This is a genomic window from Streptomyces brevispora (genome assembly GCF_007829885.1).
In the GTDB taxonomy this organism is placed as follows: domain Bacteria; phylum Actinomycetota; class Actinomycetes; order Streptomycetales; family Streptomycetaceae; genus Streptomyces; species Streptomyces brevispora.
Window position 1 is genome coordinate 259,482 of sequence record NZ_VIWW01000003.1, and the last position, 23,023, is coordinate 282,504.

At 69.6% G+C, this 23,023-nt stretch carries 21 protein-coding genes; 12 read left to right on the forward strand and 9 right to left on the reverse strand.

All coding sequences use genetic code 11. The annotated features are described in order from the left end of the window. Positions 1 to 214 precede the first annotated feature (214 nt). The 5 genes from FHX80_RS34195 to FHX80_RS34215 all read left to right on the forward strand — a co-directional run bounded on the left by FHX80_RS34195 (position 215) and on the right by FHX80_RS34215 (position 4,161). Positions 215 to 841, forward strand: a complete 627-nt coding sequence (locus FHX80_RS34195; RefSeq protein WP_145768346.1) for a GTP-binding protein — start codon at positions 215 to 217, stop codon at positions 839 to 841. 119 nt (positions 842 to 960) lie between these two features. Continuing rightward, entirely contained in the window at positions 961 to 1,374 is a 414-nt protein-coding gene (locus FHX80_RS34200) for a roadblock/LC7 domain-containing protein (RefSeq protein ID WP_145768347.1), read from the forward strand. Between the two features lie 120 nt (positions 1,375 to 1,494). Beyond that, the gene (locus FHX80_RS34205) at positions 1,495 to 2,655 is read left to right on the forward strand and encodes a DUF6397 family protein (RefSeq protein WP_145768348.1); all 1,161 of its coding nucleotides are present in this window, start codon (positions 1,495 to 1,497) and stop codon (positions 2,653 to 2,655) included. 40 nt (positions 2,656 to 2,695) lie between these two features. Next, complete coding sequence (locus FHX80_RS34210) at positions 2,696 to 3,184, forward strand: GNAT family N-acetyltransferase (RefSeq protein WP_145768349.1); 489 nt, start codon at positions 2,696 to 2,698, stop codon at positions 3,182 to 3,184. A gap of 314 nt (positions 3,185 to 3,498) precedes the next feature. After that, the gene (locus FHX80_RS34215; RefSeq protein ID WP_145768350.1) at positions 3,499 to 4,161 is read left to right on the forward strand and encodes an LAETG motif-containing sortase-dependent surface protein; all 663 of its coding nucleotides are present in this window, start codon (positions 3,499 to 3,501) and stop codon (positions 4,159 to 4,161) included. A gap of 85 nt (positions 4,162 to 4,246) precedes the next feature. On the opposite strand, the gene FHX80_RS34220 is transcribed toward FHX80_RS34215, so the two are convergent. Continuing rightward, the gene (locus FHX80_RS34220; protein ID WP_145768351.1) at positions 4,247 to 6,433 is read right to left on the reverse strand and encodes a SpoIIE family protein phosphatase; all 2,187 of its coding nucleotides are present in this window, start codon (positions 6,431 to 6,433) and stop codon (positions 4,247 to 4,249) included. 228 nt (positions 6,434 to 6,661) lie between these two features. Between FHX80_RS34220 and FHX80_RS34225 the strand changes: the two genes are divergently transcribed. After that, the gene (locus tag FHX80_RS34225) at positions 6,662 to 7,735 is read left to right on the forward strand and encodes an enoyl-CoA hydratase/isomerase family protein (RefSeq protein WP_145768352.1); all 1,074 of its coding nucleotides are present in this window, start codon (positions 6,662 to 6,664) and stop codon (positions 7,733 to 7,735) included. A gap of 13 nt (positions 7,736 to 7,748) precedes the next feature. On the opposite strand, the gene FHX80_RS34230 is transcribed toward FHX80_RS34225, so the two are convergent. From FHX80_RS34230 to FHX80_RS34260, 7 genes are all read right to left on the reverse strand, one after another. After that, positions 7,749 to 9,212, reverse strand: a complete 1,464-nt coding sequence (locus FHX80_RS34230; RefSeq protein WP_145768353.1) for an L-fucose/L-arabinose isomerase family protein — start codon at positions 9,210 to 9,212, stop codon at positions 7,749 to 7,751. Further along, the gene (locus FHX80_RS34235) at positions 9,205 to 10,725 is read right to left on the reverse strand and encodes a rhamnulokinase (protein ID WP_145768354.1); all 1,521 of its coding nucleotides are present in this window, start codon (positions 10,723 to 10,725) and stop codon (positions 9,205 to 9,207) included. The genes FHX80_RS34230 and FHX80_RS34235 overlap by 8 nt, the downstream gene beginning before the upstream one ends. Positions 10,726 to 10,741: 16 nt before the next feature. Continuing rightward, entirely contained in the window at positions 10,742 to 12,787 is a 2,046-nt protein-coding gene (locus tag FHX80_RS34240; protein WP_145768355.1) for a bifunctional aldolase/short-chain dehydrogenase, read from the reverse strand. Positions 12,788 to 12,845: 58 nt separating this feature from the next. Next, positions 12,846 to 14,012, reverse strand: a complete 1,167-nt coding sequence (gene rhaI / locus FHX80_RS34245) for an L-rhamnose isomerase (RefSeq protein WP_145768356.1) — start codon at positions 14,010 to 14,012, stop codon at positions 12,846 to 12,848. A gap of 369 nt (positions 14,013 to 14,381) precedes the next feature. Then, on the reverse strand, positions 14,382 to 14,609 hold the full coding sequence (locus FHX80_RS34250; protein ID WP_145768357.1) for a hypothetical protein: 228 nt from the start codon (positions 14,607 to 14,609) through the stop codon (positions 14,382 to 14,384). 88 nt (positions 14,610 to 14,697) lie between these two features. Then, the gene (locus FHX80_RS34255; RefSeq protein ID WP_145768358.1) at positions 14,698 to 15,189 is read right to left on the reverse strand and encodes a hypothetical protein; all 492 of its coding nucleotides are present in this window, start codon (positions 15,187 to 15,189) and stop codon (positions 14,698 to 14,700) included. A gap of 84 nt (positions 15,190 to 15,273) precedes the next feature. Next, positions 15,274 to 16,647, reverse strand: a complete 1,374-nt coding sequence (locus FHX80_RS34260; RefSeq protein ID WP_145768359.1) for an FAD-binding oxidoreductase — start codon at positions 16,645 to 16,647, stop codon at positions 15,274 to 15,276. 219 nt (positions 16,648 to 16,866) lie between these two features. On the opposite strand from FHX80_RS34260, the gene FHX80_RS34265 reads away from it, so the two are divergent. Further along, entirely contained in the window at positions 16,867 to 17,721 is an 855-nt protein-coding gene (locus FHX80_RS34265) for a pentapeptide repeat-containing protein (RefSeq protein WP_145768360.1), read from the forward strand. Between the two features lie 14 nt (positions 17,722 to 17,735). On the opposite strand, the gene FHX80_RS34270 is transcribed toward FHX80_RS34265, so the two are convergent. Further along, complete coding sequence (locus FHX80_RS34270) at positions 17,736 to 18,260, reverse strand: SRPBCC family protein (RefSeq protein WP_145768361.1); 525 nt, start codon at positions 18,258 to 18,260, stop codon at positions 17,736 to 17,738. A gap of 249 nt (positions 18,261 to 18,509) precedes the next feature. Between FHX80_RS34270 and FHX80_RS34275 the strand changes: the two genes are divergently transcribed. From FHX80_RS34275 to FHX80_RS34295, 5 genes are all read left to right on the forward strand, one after another. Beyond that, a complete protein-coding gene (locus tag FHX80_RS34275; RefSeq protein WP_145768362.1) occupies positions 18,510 to 19,874 on the forward strand; it encodes a radical SAM protein in 1,365 nt (454 codons plus the stop codon). Between the two features lie 445 nt (positions 19,875 to 20,319). Beyond that, positions 20,320 to 20,871, forward strand: coding sequence for a glycoside hydrolase family 25 protein (locus FHX80_RS34280; RefSeq protein ID WP_145768416.1), 552 nt, complete (start codon positions 20,320 to 20,322; stop codon positions 20,869 to 20,871). Between the two features lie 156 nt (positions 20,872 to 21,027). After that, positions 21,028 to 22,053 carry an alcohol dehydrogenase AdhP gene (gene adhP / locus FHX80_RS34285; protein ID WP_145768363.1) on the forward strand — a complete coding sequence of 342 codons (1,026 nt, stop codon included), beginning with the start codon at positions 21,028 to 21,030 and terminating at the stop codon, positions 22,051 to 22,053. Positions 22,054 to 22,221: 168 nt separating this feature from the next. Beyond that, positions 22,222 to 22,686, forward strand: a complete 465-nt coding sequence (locus tag FHX80_RS34290) for a MarR family winged helix-turn-helix transcriptional regulator (RefSeq protein WP_145768417.1) — start codon at positions 22,222 to 22,224, stop codon at positions 22,684 to 22,686. A gap of 35 nt (positions 22,687 to 22,721) precedes the next feature. Continuing rightward, positions 22,722 to 22,991, forward strand: coding sequence for a hypothetical protein (locus tag FHX80_RS34295; protein WP_145768364.1), 270 nt, complete (start codon positions 22,722 to 22,724; stop codon positions 22,989 to 22,991). Positions 22,992 to 23,023 lie beyond the last annotated feature (32 nt).

The window sequence follows — 23,023 nt, forward strand, 5'->3', positions numbered from 1 at the left end:
GGCTGACAATCACACCGGAATGTGGGCTTTTCCAGGCGGTGAACGGCCTGAAATGGTCATATCCCCAAGAATGCGGTCCCATCCCACGGACCGGGTTCCTGTTTGCCATGCTGTCGCCGTGCACCTGCCGAGGATTCACTGGATCCAAGCCCGGCAAGATGGCTCTGACCTGCGCATTCGACATCCTGGGACTCATTGGTGAGAGAAGTGATCGATGCCACCCGAGCACACTGACAGCACCTACGAGGCCGGCACCGGGGCGGCCCCGCAGAGCGATGTCATGGCCCTGAAGATCTTGGTCGCCGGCGGATTCGGGGTCGGCAAGACCACGCTGGTCGGAGCGGTGAGCGAGATCCGGCCATTGCGGACGGAGGAACTTCTCAGCGAGGCCGGTCAGTCGGTCGACGACACCGATGGTGTCGCCCGGAAGACCACGACGACCGTCGCCATGGACTTCGGACGCATCACCATCCGGTCCGGCCTCTCGTTGTACCTGTTCGGTACGCCGGGACAGGACCGTTTCTGGTTCCTCTGGGACGAACTGTCCCAAGGCGCCCTCGGGGCCGTCGTCCTGGCCGATACCCGGCGGCTGGAGGACTGCTTCCCGGCCGTCGACTACTTCGAGCACCGGCGGATCCCCTTCGTCGTCGCGGTCAACTGCTTCACGGGGGCGCGCTCGTACAGCGAACAAGAGGTCTCACGCGCCCTCGACCTCGACCCGGGAACGCCCGTGGTGCTGTGCGACGCCCGCGACCGGGACTCCGGCAAGGAGGTCCTGATCCGCATGGTCGAGTACGCGGGCCGGATGCACACGGCCCGGCTCCTCGACTCGGTGAGCTGAGAAGGCATGTCCTGATTTCGCCCTGTCCGATGCGTGGAGGGGAGGTTGCCCGGACGTGACCGGTGCGCAAGGCTTACGCGTACGGGGGCACGGGGAACGTATGAACGGGGAGGAACAGGATGGCGCTGGACAGGGGACTCGACTGGCTCCTCGACGATCTCACCAGCCGGGTGGAGCACATACGGCATGCCCTGGTGCTCTCCAACGACGGTCTGGTGACAGGAGCGAGTACGGGTCTGGCGCGTGAGGACGCGGAACATCTGGCGGCGGTCTCGTCCGGCCTGCACAGCCTTGCCCGCGGATCGGGACGGCACTTCCGCGCCGGAAAGGCCCGGCAGACCATGGTGGAGTTCGACGAGGCGCTGCTCTTCGTGACGGCCGCCGGGGACGGCAGCTGTCTGTGCGTGCTCAGTGAGGCCGAGGCCGACGTGGGTCAGGTGGCGTACGAGATGACGCTGCTGGTCAACAAGGTCGGGGAACATCTGGGTGTGGCGGCGAGGCAGGACGGAAGCGCCGGAGACAGCCTGATCTGACGCGTCCTTCGTTCAATGTTGCCGCCCGGCCGGGGAGTTATCCACAGGCCGGGCGGTGGTGGTTCTCCCCGGGCTACCGTGGTCACAGAGAGTATTCGGATCTCATGGGGGAGGATCGTCATGCCGGTGACGGATGCGGTACGTACAAGCGGTGCACCCACGGTCGCCGTAAGCCGGGCTGCTGCGGAACTTGTTTTGAAACGAGGTGAGTTCGAGCTGGCGGTGCACCTGGGCATCGTCCGGGTCGAAGCGCAGCGCAGCGGCGGGCGGCCCAGGGTCCGCCAGGAGGAGATCGACCGGCTGCGGTCGGAGGACGGCTTCCCGGAGGCTCTGCGGGAGCGGGTGCGCACGGTAGGGACGGCGGAAGGCGCGCGGCTGCTCGGAATCAGCCCGGGCCGCTTCACCCGGCTGGCCCGCGCGGGATGCGTCACACCGGTCGCGTTCTATCTCAATCGCTACCGAGTGGTGGTGTGGCTCTATCTCGCCCAGGAACTCGGCGGGTTTGCCGCCCGCTCGCCCGAACTGCTGGTGGGCAACAGCCCGGCCTGGATGCGCAGCCGGCTGGACTCCGGCATGGACTGCCGCCCGCGTAACTGGCGTTCGCGGAGGATCGAACGGCTGCTGACCCGCACCGAGGATCCCTGGGCGCGCGCGGCGATCGCGGCCCAGGCACTGGACCCCGCCCAGTTGGCGGAAGTGGTCGACGACCCCTACGAGCGCGCCCACTTCGCCAGGGTCCGGCCCGAGCCGGTCTTCGGGCAACGGGGGCCGTCGGCCACGGGGCAGGCGATGTGCCGCCTGATGCACGCTGATGAACCGGACGAGATCCTGTGGCGACGGGTCAACCTCATCATGGAGCTGGACAGTGCCCGTGAGCACCGCCAGGCGCCACGCCCCGGAGACGAACAGCGGCCGCGCCGGAAGGAACTCGGCCGACCGCGTGTATCGGCCGAGGCGGTTGAACTGACCGATCCGGTCGGGCCGGCCGAGTCGGTCAAGCCGGTCGAGCCGGCCGAGGCAGTCCAACTGGCCGGGCCGGTCGCGTCGGCCGACGATCTGGCCGAGCCTGCTGAACCGGTGGAACAAGGAGGGCCTGTTGGGCTCCTGGCCCGGCTCGGGCTGCGCAGGGTGCGCCGAAGTCGCCGTCCTCGGGCGCATGACGTCCATCGCGCGGCCACTCGTGCTGCCCGCTCTGCCGGGCACCGTCCACCAGGTACGCGCCGCCCGCTCGCCGGCCCGCGGGGAGGCTCGGTGCGGGAGGACGCCTCGAACAGGAAATAAGGGCTCGCGAGCGGCGGCCGGAGCGGGCAGTCTTTGCGCCATGTTGATCAGGGAAGCAACCACTGGGGACTGGCCGGCCGTATGGCCGTTCTTCCACCGAATCGTTTCCGACGGCGAGACCTTCACCTATCCCCTCGACCTGGGGGAGTTCGACGCCCAGGACTGGTGGCTCCTCGAGCCACCCAACCGTACGGTCGTCGCGGTTGCCGACGACGGGACGATTCTGGGTACGGCGAAGATGAACAGGAATCATATGGGAAACGGCTCGCACATCGCGAGCGCCAGTTACATGGTCGACCCCCGGCACGCCGGACGCGGCGTGGGACGGGCCCTGTGCGCGTACACGATCGACTGGGCCCGTACCGCCGGGTTCCGCGCCATGCAGTTCAACGCGGTGGTGGAGACGAACACCGCCGCGGTCGGGCTCTACCGCTCGCTCGGCTTCCAGGTCCTGGGAACGCTGCCCGAGGGCTTCGACCACCCGAAGCAGGGATTCGTCGGACTGCACATCATGCACCGACCGCTCTGACAGCACCGGTATCCGGTATTCGGCAACCGGTGTCCGATGTTCGGTGTCTCTCGGTCGGCGCGGCCGGCCTGCACGGTCGGCCGACTGGCCGAAACGGCTCGATCGGCACGTTCCGGCGTCATACGCTCACTTCGCGCCACCGCCGGTCCGGCCATCACCCCGTCAGCGCTGTCCGTCATGTCCCAACTGGTGATGGTGTGCCGCCAGTTGTGACGTCGAACGGTGTGTGGGCCGGGTGCACATACGGGGGACGAGGGCAGTACTGTGCGCCCCACCGCCATTCGGGCGATGAAACATTTGCGGAGGAACATTCCATGACCATACCCAGGAGATCGCTGCGTGCTGCGGGAACCCTCGCTGCCGCTGCGGTTGTCGGCCTGACCGGCGCGGTTCTCACCGCCGGCCCGGCCGCAGCTCACACCCCCACCTGGGACGTGACCTGTACCGAAGTGAGCCTTCACCTGACCGCGTACAACGACAAGGTCACCAACCAGGTGACCGTCACCGTTGACGGGAAGGACCTGCTGCCGACGGAGACCTTCGGCAGGGGGCTCGACAAGACGATCGAACTGCCCGCGCACGACAAGGTTCTGACGGTGCATCTGGTCGTCAAGGCCGGTGACGGCGCCCAGTTCTCGAAGGAGGACACCAAGCAGGCACCGGTCTGCGAGGGCGACACCCCGACGCCCACGGTGACGCCGTCCGAGACGACACCGTCCGAGAAGCCGTCGGAGAAGCCGTCGGAGAAGCCTTCCGAGTCGCCCACCACGGCGACGCCGGCCCCGAGCGACAAGCCCAGCGAGACCGCTTCGTCGTCTGCGCCCGCCGCAGCCGCGCCGAGTTCCAGCTCGCCGGATCTGGCCGAGACCGGTTCGTCGTCGGCGACCCCCATCATCGGTGGTGCGGCTGTTGCCGTGCTGCTGGCCGGTGGCGGCATCATGTGGTCCGTGCGCAAGCGTCGCACCGCTCAGCACTGACGTAGTCCGGCGGTCCCGGGCGCGTAGTGCGCCGGGGGTCCGGCAGGGGGCGTGCCGCATCGCTTTCGGCGGGGCGGCACGCCCCTCAATGCTGTCCGCTCGTCCTCCCGGTTCCGTCCGTCCCGCCCGCGGGTTTCACCGGCTTCCGGGCGTCCCTGTGCATGGGAGCGGACGTGGGTGGCGCGGCCGGGCCGATCTCGCACCACACCGCCTTCCCCTCGCCGCGGGGTTCGATGCCCCACCGCGTGGCGACGGCGTCCAGGAGAAGCAGACCCCGCCCTGAAGTCGCCGTCTCACCCGGTGTCCGGCGCCTCGGCCATACGCTGGAGCGGTCCTGCACGGAAAGCCGGACCCGCCGCACCGGTTCCGGCAGCACCTCCAGGGTGAGCACCGCGCCGCCCTCCGTGTGCAGCAGCACATTCACCAACAGCTCCCCGGTCAGCAGTTCGGCGTCGTCCGCGAGTTCGGCCATGTCCCAGTCGGCCAGGGCCTGGCGCACGATCGTCCGTGCGTCGGAGAGCCCCTGCGGGTCGGCCTGGTGGATGTACTGATGCAGCCGCGGGGCCCGCGGCGACCCGGGATCCGGGCTGCGGCGCAACACCAGCAACGCGACGTCGTCACCCGAACCCCAGCGCTCCCACAGCCGTTCCGACAGATGATCGGCAAGCGCCTCGGCCCCCGCCGGACCCGCACTCACCTCATGGATGAGCGTGCGCACCCCCGCGTCGATATCGGCGCCGGGCTCCTCGACCAGCCCGTCGGTGTACAGGACCAGTGTTTCGCCGGGGACCAGATCGAGCCGGGTCTCGGGGAACTCCTCGTCCCCGAAATCGGTCGAGATCCCCAGGGGCAGACCTCCACGTACCCGCGGGCTGCCGACCCGGCCGTCCATATGCCGGATCAGCGGAGCGAAGTGGCCGGCCCGCACCACCCGCACCGTTCCGCTACCGAGATCGACCTGGGCATACGTACAGGTGGCGAACCGGTCCGTGTCCAGTTCGGCGAGGAACCGGGACGCCCGGGCCAGTACCGTCGACGGCGGATGGCCCTCCCCGGCGTACGCACGCAGCGCGATCCGCAGCTGGCCCATGATCGCGGCCGCATGCGTGTCATGGCCCTGTACGTCGCCCACCACGATGCCGAATCGGGACTTCGGCAGCGCGATCACGTCGTACCAGTCGCCGCCGACCTGACGGCCACTCCACGCCGTGTGGTAGCGGACGGCGATCTCGCCGCCCTCGATGTCATGGATCCGCCGGGGCAGCATCGCGGACTGGAGACCGGTGGCGAACTCCCGCTCCTCGTCGAAGAGCGTGGCCCGCTGGAGGGACTGGGCGACGATGGCGGCCAGCCCCAGACACAGATTGCGCTCGTCGGCGCTGAAGGCCGTGCGCTCGCGGTAGAAGAGCGCCAGCCCGCCCAGTGAACGTGCCTGTGCGACGAGCGGCAGGTAGGCCGCGGCCTGAAATTTCAGCTGCCCCATATACGGTTCCAGCACCGGGTAGCGCCGCGTGAGCGCGCCGAGCGAACTCACGAAGTGTGGCCGGCCGCTGAGAATGGTATCGGCCAGCGGGAACTTCCGGTCGAGCCGGCCCTGTCCCAGCTCGTCGACGACCTCCAAGGAGTCGCCGCTCAGAGCGATGACATTCAGCGTGCTGTTGTCCATCAGCCCGAGCGCGAGCCCGTCGGCTCCCAGCCGTGCCAGCCCGCCCGGTCCCGTCAGCGCGGCCGTCACATCGTCCACGGTCACAGCCCGCGACAAGGCGCTCGTGGTGCGTTCGACGATGTCGGTCTGGCGCTGACGTCGCTTTTCCAGCTCCTGCACGAAGGCCGAATGGGTGACTTCCGCCGTCGCGTCCCGTACCACCCCGATCACCCGGCGCGCCCGCCCCCCGGAGCTGCGCAGGATGCGCGCCTGGATATGGGTCCACTGGTCGCCGCCGTGATCGAGCGGAACGCGGAAATGGACGCTGTACGTGTTGCGCCCGCCCTTGACGGCCTCGTCGATCGCCACATCCAGACGGATCCGTTCCGACGGCTCCAGCCGCTCCACCAGGGACTCCGGCCGTGAGTCGAAGGAGAACGGATCCAGGCCCAACACCAGCAGGCCTGCCTCGTCGACGTCCAGCGTCCGGGCATCGAGATCCCACTCGAAACTGCCGGTGCGGTTCATGGCAAGCCGCTCCGCCGTCCCGGTGTCGCCGTGGGGTGTCTTCTCGAACAACAGGCGAGGTCGGACGGGGATGATCGGTGGCCGATCGTGATCGGTCATTCCTGCTCCGAAGATCGTCCGGCGGGGCTGCCGTACTGCGTGCCCCAATTGTCGTGCCGGTTCGGTGCGGCTGCCACAGCGGAGATCTTCCCGGACGGTGTACAGGTCCCGGCCCCGTGGCCGGAACACCCCTCCGTACCAGGGCTCCGGGCCGCCGCGCACAATGGCAGCGGAAGGCCGTCCGTGACCGGCGGGCGGCACGGCACAGGGGCTGACCGGAGCGCACGCATGAACCACGAGGATCCCGTCCTGCTGCGCACCGAAGGGCGCATCCGTCACATCACGCTCAACCGGCCCCGGGCCCTGAACGCGCTGAACCACGCCATGGTGCTGCGCATGGGAGAGGCGCTCGACGCGGCGGAACAGGACGCCTCGGTTGCTGCCGTGCTGCTCACCGGGGCGGGGCAGCGGGGACTGTGCGCGGGCGGCGACATCCGCGCCATCCGCCACGACGCCATGGCCGGCGGCGGGACCGCCCTGGACTTTTGGCGTGACGAGTACCGGCTCAACGCCCGTATCGCCCGGTTCCCCAAGCCGTACGTCGCGGTCATGGACGGAATCGTGATGGGCGGCGGCGTCGGAATCTCGGCCCACGGCTCGATCCGGATCGTCACGGAGCGGTCGGGCATCGCGATGCCCGAGACCGGTATCGGGTTCGTTCCGGACGTGGGCGGTACATACCTGCTGGGCAGGGCCCCCGGTGAGCTCGGCACCCACCTGTCTCTCACCGGGGAAGCGGTCGGCGCGGCGGACGCGCTGCTGTGCGGGCTCGCCGACCACTTCGTGCCGTCGCGGGAACTTCCCGGCCTGATCGCCGCCCTCGACGCCTGCACCACGCCCGCGGACATCGCCGCGACGGCGGAGCGGTACGCCGTAGCAGCCCCCGGCGGCGAACTGGCCGCACATCGCGACTGGATCGACTCCTGCTACGGCGCCGACACCGTCGAGGAGATCGTCGAGCGCCTCGCCGATCGCGGGGTGCCCGCCGCGAAACAGGCCGCGGCGACGATCCTGTCGAAGTCGCCGACGTCACTGAAGGTGACGCTGGAGGCAGTCCGCAGAGCCCGGCGCCTCGACAGTCTGGAAGCGGTGCTCGACCAGGAGTACCGGGTCTCGTCCACCGCCTTCACCCGGCCCGACCTGGTGGAGGGCGTACGCGCCCAGATCATCGACAAGGACCGGAATCCGCGGTGGAGCCCCGCCGGGCTCGCCGAGGTCACCGAAGCCGATGTGGCGCGGTTCTTCGCACCGCTGGGCGGCGGTGAACTCGGACTCGGCCCCGGGGCCCCGGCGACCCGCTGAGACACCGCTCGCGTCAGAGGGCGTTGGGCCCGGTCACGGAACGGAACGGGATGCCCAGAAGGTCCGCGGCGGCCCGGAAGTCCTTGGCGCGGTGGCCGGTGCACAGCGCCCAGTGGTGACCGATGCCCGTGGCGGACCAGGCATCGGTCCACTCGCCGGGATCGAAACCGAAGTCGACCCGGGAGGTTGTGTTGCCGATCTCCAGCAGGGGACCGGGCACGACCGCACCCTCGGATGCGATCAGAACGAACGAGCCGTCGGCCTCCTGACCGATGCCGAACGTGGTGACAGGCCCGTGGGTGACGTCGAATTCGACACTGACGCCCCAGCCGCGCTTGCCGTGGTACACACCCAGACCGCGCAGCAGCGGTTCCTTCGCGCTGATCGCCAGGTGGGCGGGGCCGTCGTGCCCCATCTCCACGACCCGGTCGCGGAAGTTGAGCGCCTGTAGCTCGGTGAACGAACCGCCCGCTCCCATGGTGTCGGCGATCAGCATGGCGAGGCTGGTGCGCAGCTCGTACTCACCGGCCATCGGCACCCCACGGGCGGTCAGCAGCGAGGCGCCCAGGATCATGCCGGCGCCCAGCCGTTCATGGATCTCGCCCTCCAGCCCTCGGTGGTAGTAGGCGAGGCTGTCGAGCGCGAAATCAGCCACCAGCCGGTCGAGACCGACCGAGACACGGGCCGCCCAGGCGAGGTCGTCCTCGTCGACGGAACCGTCCAGGGTGAACACCTCACGTGCCAGCGCGACCCGGTCGGCGGTCTCCCCGTCCGTGACGGCCGCGACCCTGACCCGCAGGTCGTCGAACTCCAGGACCTCGACATGTCCGCCGAGCTGCGTGGAGACCAGCGTCATGTCGGTGGAGACGTCGAGCATGCCCGGGTACAGGTGCCCCATCAGCCCATGGCGGCCGTGACGCAGTGCGCCACGCACACCGGCGGCCGAGATCCAGCGGCCGATCCTGGCCCAGGCGTTCTCGTCGCGCAGATGACCGGAGACGGACCGGAACGGGATACCGCTGCGCCGGAACACACTGGCGACCTCCGGCAGTGGGCACTGACCGCAGTAGGCCAGCCACTCGCCCGTGCCGGTGTTCGGGTGGTCCATGGCCTCGGTCGGCTGGAGGTCGATCACCAGCACCGGTGTGTGGGTGCGCTGCGCGATCGGCAGCACCATCGAGGCGGTGAGGTACGTCGTCAGAAACGTCATCACCAGATCGCAGTCGGCCCGGCGCAACTGCTCCGCGGCCCTGGCGGACTCCAGCGGATCGGAGACGAAACCCGCGTCGACCACCTCGCAGCCCATCTCCTCGAACCGTTCGGTCACGAACCGCGCCGACTCCTGCAGCCGTTCGAGAAGGCCGGGGAACTGCGGCCAGTACGCGCCGAGCCCGCCCGAGACCAGGCCCACCCGGGTTCGTCGGCGCAACGTGCGTACAAGTGGACTGCCGGGTTCGGCGCCGCAGTCGTCAGACATCAGGACTTCCCTTCCTCGTCACCGGTCCCGGGCTGAGCCGGTCGTCCGCGCGGTCCCAGTCCTGTCGGTTTCCCCGGGGTTCGTAGTGCCGCAACTCCTGTGTACGGGCGACCAGTCGACGCAGGCCGGCGAGGTCGCCCACCAGACCGTGGGCGCGGGCCTGGAGCAGGATGTTGCCGAGCGCCGTGGCCTCGGCCGGCCCCGCCGTCACCGGCATCCCGCTCGCGTCGGCCGTCCACTGGCACAGCAGCTCATTGCGCGAGCCGCCGCCGACCAGATGGATCCGCTTCGGCTCGCGGCCCGCCAGCTCGGCGGCCCGGCGCAGCGTCCTGCGATGGGCCAGCGCCAGGCTCTCCAGCACACACCGCACGTACCCCCCGGGAGTTCCCGGAGGCGTCTGCCCCGTCCGCAACAGATACGCGTCGATCCTGGACGGCATGTCCCCCGGCGCGAGGAACGTCTCGTCATCGGGGTCGATCACCGCGGCGAACGGCTCCGCCGCGGCCGCGGCGGCCAGCAGCCCGGCCAGACCGGTGGCCGGGCCCCTGCGGTCCCACGCCCGGCGGCACTCCTCCAGCAGCCACATGCCCATGATGTTGCGGAGGTATCGGACGGTGCCGTCGACCCCGCGCTCGTTGGTGAAGTTCGCCGCCCGGGACTCCTCGGACAGCACCGGGGCGTCCAGCTCCAGACCGGCCAGCGACCAGGTGCCGGACGAGACGTACGCGAAGTCCGACTCCGTCGCCGGTACCGCCACGACCGCCGACGCCGTGTCGTGCGAGGCGACGGTCGTCACCGGGGTTCCGGCCGGCAGGCCGGTGGCCTCGGCGACGTGCGCCAGCAGTGTCCCCGCCGGATCGCCCGGCTCACGCAGCGGCGGAAAGAGCGAACGCGCCAGCCCCAGCCGTCCGATGAGCTCATCCGACCAGCAACCGCCGCGCGCGTCGAGCAGACCGGTCGTCGACGCGTTCGTGATCTCGGCGCCCACCGACCCCGTCAGCCAGTGCACCAGCAGATCGGGCATCAGCAACAGTGTCCGCGCCGCCTCCCACTGAGCGCCGGCACGGTGTGCCAGCAACTGGAACACCGTGTTGAACGGCAGATGCTGCAACCCGCTGACGGCATACAGCTCTGCCGCGCCGCAGCCGTCCGGCAACCGCTCCGACATTCCGCTGTTGCGCCCGTCCCGGTAATGGAACGGCGCCCCGAGCAGCGCCCCGTCGGCATCCAGCAGACCGTAGTCCACCGCCCAGGTGTCGATGCCGATCGAGGCGACCTGACCACCGCGCCCGGCTGCCCGCAGCCCCTCCAGCATCCCCTGGTACAGGGCCAGTACGTCCCAGCGCAGCCCGTCCGGCAGCCGCACCGGTGTGTTGGCGAACCGGTGTGCCTCGGTCAGCACCAGCGTGCCGGGTCCGACCCTGCCCGTCATCACCCGGCCGCTGGTGGCACCGAGGTCCACGGCGGCGAAGACGGAGTCGCCGGCCGGGTCGTGGAGTGAGTTCACAGCCATGGGGATCGTGTCCGGGTCATCGAAGGAAGGCCGCTGCCACACCGGCGTCGACCGGGATGTGCAGACCTGTGGTGTGCGTGAGGTCGCCACCGGTCAGGGCGAACACGGCATTGGCGACATGTTCGGGCAGCACCTCGCGCTTGAGCAGGGTCCGCTGGGCGTAGAACTCGCCGAGTTTCTCCTCCTCGATGCCGTACGTCGCCGCCCGCTGGGCGCCCCAGCCGGCGGCGAAGATCCCCGAACCACGCACCACGCCGTCCGGATTGACGCCGTTCACCCGGATACCGTGCTCACCGAGCTCCGCCGCCAGCAGCCGCACCTGATGGGCCTGGTCGGCCTTGGTCGCCGAGTACGCGATGTTGTTGGGACCCGCGAACACGGCATTCTTTGAAGCGATGTAGATGATGTCGCCGCCGAGGTCCTGAGCCCGCATCACCCGGGCTGCCTCCCGAGACACGAGGAACGAACCGCGCGCCATGATGTCGTGCTGCAGATCCCAGTCGCGCGCGGTCGTCTCCAACAGCGGCTTGGAGATGGAGATCCCCGCGTTGTTGACGACGAGGTCCACACCGCCGAAAGCGAGCACGGCGGCCCTGAACGCCTCGGCGATCTGCTCCTCACTGGTGACGTCGACCGTCACCGCGACCGCCCGGTCGGCCCCGCCGAGGTCCTGGGCTACCGCGGCGGCGTTCTCCCCGTTCAGGTCCGCGACGACCACGCACGCGCCCTCGGCGGCCAGCCGGTGCGCGATGGCCTTCCCGATTCCCGATCCCGCACCGGTCACCAGCGCCACCCGGGTGGCCAGCGGCTTCGGCTTCGGCATCCGTCGCAGCTTGGCCTCCTCCAGGTCCCAGTACTCGATCCGGAACTTTTCGGACTCCTCGATCGGCGCGTAGGAGGAGACAGCCTCCGCACCGCGCATCACGTTGATGGCGTTGAGGTAGAACTCCCCGGCGACGCGGGCGGTCTGCTTGTCCTTCCCGAAGGAGAACATGCCCACCCCGGGCACCAGCACTATCGCCGGATCCGCACCACGCATGGCGGGGGAGTCGGGAGTGGCGTGCCGCTCGTAGTACGCGCGATAGGCCTCACGGTACTCCTCGTGCAGCTCCTTCAGCCGTGCCCCGGCCTCGGCCACCGGAGCGTCCGAGGGAAGGTCGAGGACCAGCGGGCTGACCTTCGTACGGAGGAAGTGGTCCGGGCATGAGGTGCCCAGCGCGGCGAGGCGCGGATGCTCGGCGCGGGACAGGAAGTCCAGCACCGGTTCGGCGTCGGTGAAGTGACCCACCTGGGCGCGGTCCGTGGACACCAGACCGCGGATCAGCGGCGCGAGCTGCGCGGCCCGTTCGCGGCGCAGCTCCGCGGACAGTGCCACCCGGTCCGGCAGTACGGAACCGAAGGGCTCGGCCCTGCCGTGTTCCTGAAGGAAGGTCTCGGCGGTACGGATCATCCACAGGGCGTTCTGCTCGCACTCGTCGGACGTCTCGCCCCAGGCGGTGATTCCGTGACCGCCCAGAATCACGCCGACCGCCTGCGGGTTGGCCTCCTTCACGGCCGCGATGTCGAGACCGAGCTGGAACCCCGGCCGGCGCCAGCCCACCCAGGCCACCTTGTCGCCGAAGCACTCGGCGGTCAGCTTCTCGCCGTCGGCCGCACACGCCAGGGCGATCCCCGAATCCGGATGCAGGTGGTCGACGTGCGCCGCCTCGACCAGGGCGTGCATGGCGGTGTCGATGGACGGCGCGGCACCGCCCCTGCCGTGCAGGCAGAAGTCGAAGGCCGCCACCATCTCGTCCTCGCGCTCGACGCCCGGGTACACCTCCTTGAGGGCGCGGACCCGGTCCAGGCGGAGCACGGCGAGACCCGTCTCCGTCAGGGTGCCGAGGTCACCCCCGGAACCCTTGACCCAGAGCAGCTCGGTCCCGCCGTCGGTGACCGGATCGGCTCCGACGGCCTTCACCGATGTGTTGCCACCGGCGTAGTTGGTGTTGCGGGGATCGGAGCCGATCCGGTGCGCGCGCTCCAGGAGCGCTGCGACCTCGGCGTGCGTCGCGGACGTCATAAGGGTTCCTTCTGAGGTGAGAAGTGCGTTGACGGCAAGGGGAGGGTGTACCGGCGGGTCAGGCGCCCCAGCCGGCCTGCGTGCCACCGACCCGGGCGGCGGCGATGCGTTCCTGGTTGCCGGAGGCGAGGTAGGCGGCGAACGGGTCACGGCCCAGCCCCTGCTCCTCGCGCACCTCGGCGAGCAGTGGCCGCACATCGGTGTTGTACGCATCCATCAGGACGGCGTTCGAGGCGAGCACATCGCCCGACCTCTGCGCGGCGCCGAGCGCGTCCCCGTCCACCAGCAGCGCCTTGGCGGTCGCCTCCTGCACATTGGCGACCGACCGGATCACCGCGGGGATCTTCGCCTCGATGTTGTGGCACTGGTCGAGCATGAAGTTGACGTTGGTCTCGGACGTGAGACCGCCGTTCTTGACCACCTCGTGCATGATCCGGAACAGCTGGAAGGGGTCGGCGGCGCCGACCATCAGATCGTCGTCCGCGTAGAAGCGGGAGTTGAAGTCGAACGCGCCGAGCCTTCCCTCACGCAGCAGGAGCGCCACGATGAACTCGATGTTCGTGCCCGGTGCGTGGTGCCCGGTGTCCACGACCACCTGGGCCTTCGGGCCGAGCTTCAGGCAGTGCGCGTACGCCGTGCCCCAGTCCGGCACATCCGTGGTGTAGAACGCCGGCTCGAAGAGCTTGTACTCCAGCAGCATCCGCTGGTCCTCGCCCAGCCGCTCGTACACCTCCGTCAGCGCCTCGGAAAGCCTGTCCTGACGGGCGACGATGTCGTCCTGCCCGGGGTAGTTGGTGCCGTCGGAGAACCACAGCTTGAGATCGGGCGAACCGGTCTCGTCCATGACGTCGACGCACTCCAGTAGATGATCGGTCGCCTTGCGCCGCACCGCCGCCTCGGGGTGGGTGACCGATCCCAGTTTGAAGTCGTCGTCCTGGAAGACATTGGAGTTGATCGCGCCGATCCGAAGCCCGAGGCCCTCGGCGTGCCGGGTCAGTGCGGCATAGTCCGCCACCTTGTCCCAGGGAATGTGCAACGACACCTTCGGCGCGACCCCGGTGAACGCGTGGACCTGCGCGGCGTCCTCCATCTTCTCGAACGGGTCGCGCGGCACCCCCGGCTGTGCGAACACCTTGAAACGCGTTCCCGAATTGCCGTAACCCCACGAAGGAGTCTCGATCACCTGAGACTTCAGGGCTGCCTTGACGGCCGACACATCAGACATGAACACCTCGTAAGCAGAGTCATCCGGCGACCACAGCCGTCAGATGTGAATCGTTTCATCAGGAACGTACGCTAGGTTTGGCGGCAACGACTAGTCAACAGCTTGCCCATCTTCCCGTTGGTTTGAATCAATTCACCACGGATCGGGGCGACCTGGCCAAAGACGGACCGGGCCTGCCCGGGGGAGTTCCCGGGCAGGCCCGGTCAGGAAGGCGTTCCGTCAGGTGGGCACCGGGCGGCCCACTCGCCGTCCGGGCCGATGATTCCCGCTGGGGTGTCACCGCTGAGCCGGGCGGGCCCCGGAGTCACATCCGGCGACCCCGGCCCCGTGGCGCCCGGCCCCCTCCGGCGGCCTTTCGCGGGGCACGGCTCAGCGCCCGCTGCCCGACATGCGCGGGTGGAGCGTCCGGACGAGGCCGAAGAACCGGGACTCGTTGCCCGAGAGCCCGGCCCGCCGCAGCGCGCCGTCCGCCTCCTCGATCGGTGCGGCGAGCAACGGTATGTACAGAGGGGCGTCATCCGGATCGGAGAGGGCGGCCCGGGTGGCCTCCAGCAGACGGACGTACGCCTGCGCCGCGGCCAGTTCGTCATTGCGCATCTCAGCACCTCCACGTCAGTGGTGTCGGACCCCCAAGCATCCCTCCTGGGTCTGACAACACCCCTCGGTGACGGCTCGGGTGCGATCCCTATCGGCCGTCCGGCCGACGAGAACCGGTTGGTGGTTCGACCTCCAGGAATCTTCGACGGCGCGGCCCGCGGTACAGCAGCGCCGTCCAGCCCAACTCCCGCAGCGCCGCCGCGCATCGGGTCAGTTCGCCGTCCTCCTCGTGCGCAGCCCCGCTCCCGGAAGGGCCGAGCCACTCGACCCGTACGGTGCCCGAGGGGGTGCCGGGTTCCACGCGGTACCCCGTCGCCGTACGCCGCCCCGACGCGTCAACCGCGGACGCGGGCAGCCCCGATGCCTCCAGCGCGAGGGCGATCGCCGTTACGGGCCTGTGCAGTTCCCACGGGGCCGGGACGGTCTCCGGGGCGGGGTGCCCGGTGTTGGTCAGCCGCCGTATCTGCAGCATCCCGGCGAACGCGGTCCGCACCGCGGCGGTACGCCTATCCGCGGGGCCCGGGGGTGGCGGACCCTCCCCGGTCGCCGGTTCGAAGACGGTTCCCTCGTCGGCGTTCATCCGCCTCCCCCTTTCGCCCGTACACATTGGTTGTCAGTGTGCGCCGCCCCACTGACAACGCGGCCCCGGACGCGAACAAGAAGGTCAGATGCCGCCCCCGAGCACCTTGCCCGGGTTGAGGATGCCGTGCGGATCCAGTGCCGCCTTCACCGCGTGGTGCATGCCGAGCACCGCGGGTCCCAGCTCCTTGTTCATGCCGCGCATCTTCAGCAGCCCGACCCCGTGCTCGCCCGTGACCGTGCCGCCGAGCGCGAGCGCGTCGTCCAGGATGTCCTCGAATGCCGACTGGGCGCGGGCGCGTGCCGCTTCGTCACCCGGCGGCGTGATGATCAAAGGATGCAGATTGCCGTCGCCGGCATGGGCGATGTTGGCGATCAGGATGCCGTGCCGGGCCGCCGTCCGCTCGATCCGGGCCAGCATCTCCGGTACCGCGGTCCGCGGTACGCAGATGTCCTCGGTCAGGACCGGGCCGAGCCGCTCCAGCGCCGGATAGGCCAGCCGCCGGGCCTGGAACAGGGCATCGGCCTCCTGCTGGTCGGTGGAGACCGCGGCCCAGCTCGCCCCGGCCCGTTCGAAACATTCCCGGACCAGTTCGGCCTCGGCGTCACCCTCGGCCCCCGGGGTGTCGACCCGGCCGAGCAACACCACGTCCGCGTCCGCGGACAGCCCCATCTTCTTCCAGGCGTCGACGGCGGCGAGGCAGTGCCGGTCGACCAGTTCGAGCGCGGACGGGATGACGCCGGACGCCGTCACGGCGCTCACCGCCTCACCGGCTGCGACCACCGACGAGAAGTATCCCGCCACCGTGCGCTCCTGGAGCCGTGCCGGACGCAGCCGCACGGTGATCTCCGTGATCACCCCAAGGGTGCCCTCGGAGCCGACCATCAGCCCGGCCAGGTCGTATCCCGCCACACCCTTCGCGGTACGGCGGCCCAGCGAGACGACCTCGCCGAGCCCGTTGACCACCTGAAGGCCCAGCACGTAGTCACGCGTCACGCCGTACTTGACGCAGCACATGCCCCCGGCGTTGGTCGCGACGTTCCCGCCGATGGTGGACCAGGGTGAACTGGCCGGATCCGGCGGGTACCACAGCCCGTGCTCCGCACAGGCCGCCCGGAGATCGTCGTTGACCACACCGGGCTGGACCACTGCGAGTCGCTCGGCCGCGTCGATGTCGACGATCCGGTTCATGTCCTCGAACGACAGGATGATCGCCCCGTCGACGGCGTTGGCGCCGCCGGACAGACCGGTGCCCGCACCGCGTGGCACCAGCGGAATGCGGTGGGCGAGACAGTGGCGCACCACATCACGCACCTCGTCAGTGCTCTCGGGGCGTACCACGGCCAGCGGCATTCCGTACGGCGCCCACTCGGCCTCGTCGTGCTGGTACCGGGCCAGACCCGCCGGATCGGTCAGTATGCGCCGGGCCGGAATGCTGTCGACAGGTGCGTTTTCCACGATGGTGGCCACCTCCTGTAAAGATGCACAATGCACCATTGTCGCGCGCGGAGCTGCCCGGCTCGTGGGGGAGGCCCCCGTTCGGCGGTTACGGAACCGCCGTCCCCGCGCCCGGCCCGGCAGGCCGCTCCGTGAAGGACACCGCGTGGATCAGGCGCACGGTGAGACTCGGTAGGCTCGACCGTCCATGAACCCCGTACACCGGAGGATCCAGGCACCGTGCCCCACGACGACCGAGTTCCCGGCCCCGACCGCGCGGACAGCTCCGGCCGGGCCGGTCTGCGCGCCGACTGCGGGAACTGCTTCGGGCTGTGCTGCGTCGCGCTGACCCTGACCCGGTCCGCGGACTTCGCCATCAACAAGGATGCCGGTAAACCCTGCCGCAACCTTCAGGACGACTTCCGCTGCGGCATCCACACCCGGCTGCGCACCGAGGGCTTTCCGGGCTGCACCGTGTACGACTGCTTCGGCGCCGGCCAGAAGGTCTCCGCGGAGACCTTCGGCGGACGGGACTGGCGCAGGGCCCCGGAGAGTGCCCAGCAGATGTTCCAGGTCTTCCCGGTCATGCGGCAGCTCCACGAACTGCTCTGGTATCTGACGGAGGCGGCCGCCCTGGTACCGGCCCGCCCCCTTCACGGCGACATCGGCCGCACCCTAGACGCGACCGAACGCCTCACCCGCCTCGACGCGGACGCCTTCGCGGACCTGGACGTCTCGGCTCACCGGGACGAGGTCGCCGCCCTGCTCTCGCGCACCAGCGAACTCGTACGCGCCACCGCTCCTCGCAAGAAGAAGCGCAACCACCGCGGCGCCGACCTCATCGGCGCCCGTCTCAAGGGCGCGGATCTGCGCGGTGCCGACCTGCGCGGCGCCTACCTCATCGCGGCGGATCTCACCGGCGCCGATCTCCGGCTGGCCGACCTCATCGGCGCCGACTTCCGGGACGCGGAACTGTCCGGCGCCGACCTGACCGGAGCACTCTTCCTGACGCAGTCACAGCTGAACGCCGCCCGGGGGAACGCGGCCACCCGGCTCCCTCCGTCGCTCAGCCGCCCCGAGCACTGGGAGAGTTGAGGGCGCCCGAACGATTACGGTCGGGGCGCATCCCCGTCCAGCGGGGCCTCCAGTGCCGCCTTCAGCCGCTGGAGAGTGGTCCTGATGTTGCCGCGTTGGAACTCGGCGAACGTGTGCCCCCGGGTGTCCACCCGGCCGAAGGCGTCGGCCAGGAAGTCCGGCTGGCCGCGGCGGTCGTCGGTCCAGGTCTCGCTTACCCGTGTGCCGCCGTCCACGGCCTCGAAGCGGTACTCCCAAGTGGCGATCGCGCCGGGCAGCCGGGGCCGCCGGGCACCGATGGCGTGAACCCGGAAGGCGAACCGCTCGCCCGGATCGGCCGCGGTCACCGTGCACCGTGTCGTCCAGCGCATCCTTCCGCGCTTGTTGCGGCCCTCGAAAACCATGCCGACATACGCGTCCCGGCGCTCCCCGAGCACCTTCGCGCCCCGGTTCTCCGGACTCCAGCGACCCATCGCGGTCGGGTCGCCGATCTGCTCGTACACGGCCGACGGGGCGGCGAGAACCACGATGCTGTCCGACACGGACATGGTGCGGGGCATGAAGCACTTCCGATCCGCGGCCGGCTCCGGCAACCACCGGGCGTCGGGCCGACCGCACGGACGGCCGGCGGGCTCCCGGGCCCCACACCCTACTCACGGGTCACACGGATCGTGGCGGCAGTAACCCATGGACCGGACCGGTGGCCCCGCAACCGGCGCCCGGTATCGAGAACGCTTCGGGCCCGTGGTTCGTTGCACAGGGTGACGTATCTGGAACACCTTCGACAACCGGACCGAGGAGCCCCGCACATGTCCAGCCGCACCGACCCCAGCCGTACCGACCCGGGCAGCACCGACGCGAGCCGCACCCGCCTGATCGAACGGCTCATGGAGCAGTTCCCGCACGTGCCGCGGGAGGCCGTCATCAAGGAGGACCTGCTGCGCGGCGGCCTGGCCTTCGACGAGTCCGCGCTCAGTGACAACGAGGACGGTGACGTCAAGCCGAAGTCGTACTTCATCTTCTCCTTCGACCACGGCACCCTGCCCGAGCTGGGGGCCGCAGCCCTGCGCCGGCCGCCGGAGGAGATCGTCCTCACCGGCGGTCCGTACGAGCTGCGGCGCACCGTCGTCTCCGTGCGGGTCAACCCGGCGTCTCCCTACCGGGTCGCGGCCGACGCCGACGGCGTGCTCGGGCTCTACCTCGACGGCAGGTGGATCTCCGACGTCGGACTCCCCCCGATGCCGGACTACTACCGGCACAAGCTGGAGAACGGCAAGTCCGTGATGGAGGTCGCGCCCACCATCCAGTGGGGCTACCTCGTCTATCTGACGGTCTTCCGCGTATGCCAGTACTTCGGCGCGAAGGAGGAGTGCCAGTACTGTGACATCAACCACAACTGGCGCCAGCACAAGGCCGCGGGCCGCCCGTACACCGGAGTGAAGCCGGTGGAGGAGGTCCTTGAGGCACTGGCCATCATCGACCGGTACGACACCGCGAAGACCTCCACGGCCTACACCCTCACCGGTGGTGCCATCACCTCCCACATCGGCGGCCGGGACGAGGCCGACTTCTACGGCCGGTACGCGAAGGCCATCGAGGAGCGCTTCCCCGGCCGCTGGATCGGCAAGGTCGTCGCCCAGGCCCTTCCCAAGGCCGATGTGCAGCGGTTCCACGACTACGGTGTGCAGATCTACCACCCGAACTACGAGGTGTGGGACCCCCGGCTGTTCGAGCTGTACTGCCCCGGCAAGGAGCGCTACGTCGGCCGCGACGAATGGCACCGCCGCATCCTGGACTCCGCCGAGGTCTTCGGCGCCCGCAATGTCATTCCCAACTTCGTCGCTGGCGTGGAGATGGCTGAGCCGTTCGGCTTCACCACGGTGAAGGAGGCCATCGAATCCACCACCGAGGGCCTGCGGTTCTTCATGTCGCACGGCATCACGCCCCGCTTCACCACCTGGTGCCCCGAGCCCACCACCCCGCTGGGGAAGACCAACCCGGACGGCGCGCCGCTTGAGTACCACATCCGATTGCTGGACGCCTACCGCTCGACGATGGAGGAGTACGGGCTCAGCTCGCCCCCCGGCTACGGCCAGCCGGGTCCGGGACGCGCGGTGTTCTCCGTCAGCTCCTTCATGGACAGCCTGCCGGCCCGTCCCGACGACGAGGGGTAGCCGCCGGTGGACGGATCCGCCGCGGCGGCGAGTTCCCGTACGGCCTGGGCGGGGCCTCGCACCAGTGCGGTGTCCAGACCGTCCGCCCGGGTGCGTACGCCCCGCAGCGGCTCCAGGCCGGTGGGGCCCAGGCCGACTGGGCCCAGGACGGGTCCGGCCGCGCATAGTGCCGGGCCGTGCTCAGGGCAGCGAAGCGGAGGAAGAGACCCTCCGCCACCTGCTCCGGCATCCCTCGGCGTTCTTCCGAAGGTGTCCGCGTGACGTGAACGGGGTCCTGACGGTTCACCGACTCACTACTGCCGGTTCACCGGCCCGCTCCCGCCCGGGGTTGTTCCGGGTGACGGCGAAACGATTCCTCTACCACGCCGACGGATGGGACCCGCAAGTCGCGGGCACTTAACGGACGAGGAAGCGGAATCACGTGAACCACTTGAAGGCGGTGCCCATGCTCCATGGTGTCGATGTCAGCTCTCATCAGTCGTCCTTCGACACGGACGGACTGGACTTCGTCCTCATCAAGGCCACCGAAGGGCGTTCGTACGTCAACCCGCATCTTGCAGAGCAGACGAAGCGCGCTCGGGACGCGGGGTGCGTCGTCGGCTACTACCACTTCCTGTGGCCCGGGAACATCACGGCGCAGGCGGCGTACTTCCTGAGCAGGGCGCCGGAGAAGGCAGGGGAACTGCTGGCCGTCGACTGGGAGGAGAACGGTGAGGGCACCCGGGCGAGCAATGCCGAGAAGGACCGGTTCATCCGCGAGGTCAAACGACTGCGGCCGCACCACCGGGTCCTGCTGTACTGCAACCGATACTTCTGGCTGAACCACGACACCACGTCGTACGCCGGGGACGGCCTGTGGATCGCCGACTACGTCACCGCGGGCAAGCCTCGCATCAAGGCGTCCTGGCGCATCCACCAGTACACCGACCATCCTCTCGACAAGGACGTCGCGAAGTTCTCCTCGCGGGCCGCGATGCACACCTGGGCGCGGGGGTAGCGACCGGACCGGGGAGGAGGGAGTAGCGACCGGGCCGAGGGCGAGGAGAGGCGATAACAAGCCATCCGAAATACTCTGTTTCGAAGCTTGTGTACCTGGTGGGTGCGTTCGCGCGCAGCAAGCCGGGCACACAAGCACCGAAGCGGAGGAGTACCCATGAGAGCCGCAGTCGTCCGCAGCTTCACCGAACCTCTCGTCGTCGAGGACAGGCCGTTGCCCAGCCCCGCCGGGCATCAGGTCCTGGTACGCATGGAGGCCTCGGGGCTGTGCCACACCGACATCCACGCGGCCCAGGGGGACTGGCCGGTCAAACCGAGTCCGCCCTTCGTCCCTGGTCACGAGGGCATCGGAATCATCGAGGCGGCCGGCAACCAGGTCACCCACCTCGCGGTGGGGGACCGGGTGGCCATCCCCTGGCTCGGTGAGGCGTGCGGACACTGCGACCACTGTGTCTCCGGCTGGGAGACGCTCTGCCTGGAGCAGCAGAACAGCGGCTACTCGGTCGACGGCAGCCATGCCGAGTACGCCCTCGCGCACGGCAACTACGTCGTGCCCGTGCCCGACGGCATCGATCCGCTGGACGCGGCGCCGCTGACCTGTGCGGGCGTCACCACGTACAAGGCGGTGAAACTCTCCGGGGCGCGCCCCGGCACCCGTGCCCTCGTCTCCGGTATCGGCGGGCTGGGGCACCTCGCCCTGCAGTACGCGCGGATCTTCGGCGCCGAGACCATCGCCGTCGACGTCACCGACGAGAAGCTGGCCCTCGCCCGGGAACTGGGCGCCGATCACGTCATCGACGCCCGCGTCCAGGACGTCGCCGAGGAAACCCACCGGCTCGGCGGCGCCGACGCGGCGATCTCGCTCGCGGTGAGCAACGAGTCGTTCAGCGCGGCCTACGGTGCGCTGCGCCGCGGCGGCACCCTCGTCCTCGTGGCACTCCCCGCAGAGGGCAAACTGGAACTTCCGGTCTTCGACACCGTGCTGAACGGCACGAAGGTCGTCGGCTCGATCGTCGGAACCCGCGAGGACCTGGCCGAGGTCTTCCGGCTGCACCGGCTCGGCCGCACCCGTGTGGTTCGCGAGAGCCGCGATCTGGCGGACATCAACACCTCGATCGACGAAGTCCTCAAGGGGACGGTGTCGGCGCGCCTCGTCTTCGACTTCGGCAGCACAAAGGCCTGATCACCGCACCCGTATCACCGACCGCTCCGGCCGCCGGGCCCCGGCGGCCGGGACAGGCGCGGAACGTTCGACGAACCCGCTGACCAGTAGCCGGGGGTGCAGGGCGTCCACGTTCATTCACGGGTGTGCACCCATCATTGGTGACGACCTACTATATATGTGATGAACATGAACGAGACCCCGCCCAGCCTCCTGGGGCTCACTGTCTACTTGATGTCCAGGACCGGGAAAGTGGCCCGCGGCCGGCTTGCGGAGCGGCTGACCGAGCGCGGACTGCGGCTCTGGCACATGGCCGTCCTGGCGGCACTGGTCGACTTCGGCCCGCATGTGCAACGGGAGCTGGCGGCCCGGCTCTCGATCGACCGCAGCGACATCGTGAAGATCGTGGACGACCTCTCGGTCGCCGGACTTGTGCAGCGGGCCCGCGACACAACGGACCGGCGCCGCGTCATGGTCACCGTCGCGCCGGCGGGCCGCACGTTGCTCGACCGCCTGCACGTCGAGGCGCTGGCCGTCCAGGAGGACCTTCTCGCGCCCCTGTCGGAGGCGGAACGCACACAGCTGGCAGTCCTGTTGAGACGCGTGTACGCGCATGCCCAGGACGGTGCCGGGGCGCAGCGGCCAGGCCGCTGACCGAATTGGCCCACCCGGTGCGGCAGACTTCTGCGGTGACCACAGCCGCGGCTCAGCCGCCTCGTGACCGTGCGCTCGGGCGCGGTATCTCCACCCTCATCCCGCAGGCCGCGACTGCGACGCCGGCCGAACAGGCAGCGGCGGTTCTGGCGGCGATGCAGAGCGTTCCGGTACGCGTCGGTGTACTGCAGGCGGCGGTGGTGCTGCTGGAGGAGCGGGTGCGGGCGACGAGCGACGATGCGGAACGTGCGGCGGCCGCGACCACCGTGGCGATGCTTCGCACCGCGATCAGCCAGGTCCGCTGACCCGGCGGGCCGACACCGCGACGGCTGCCGCG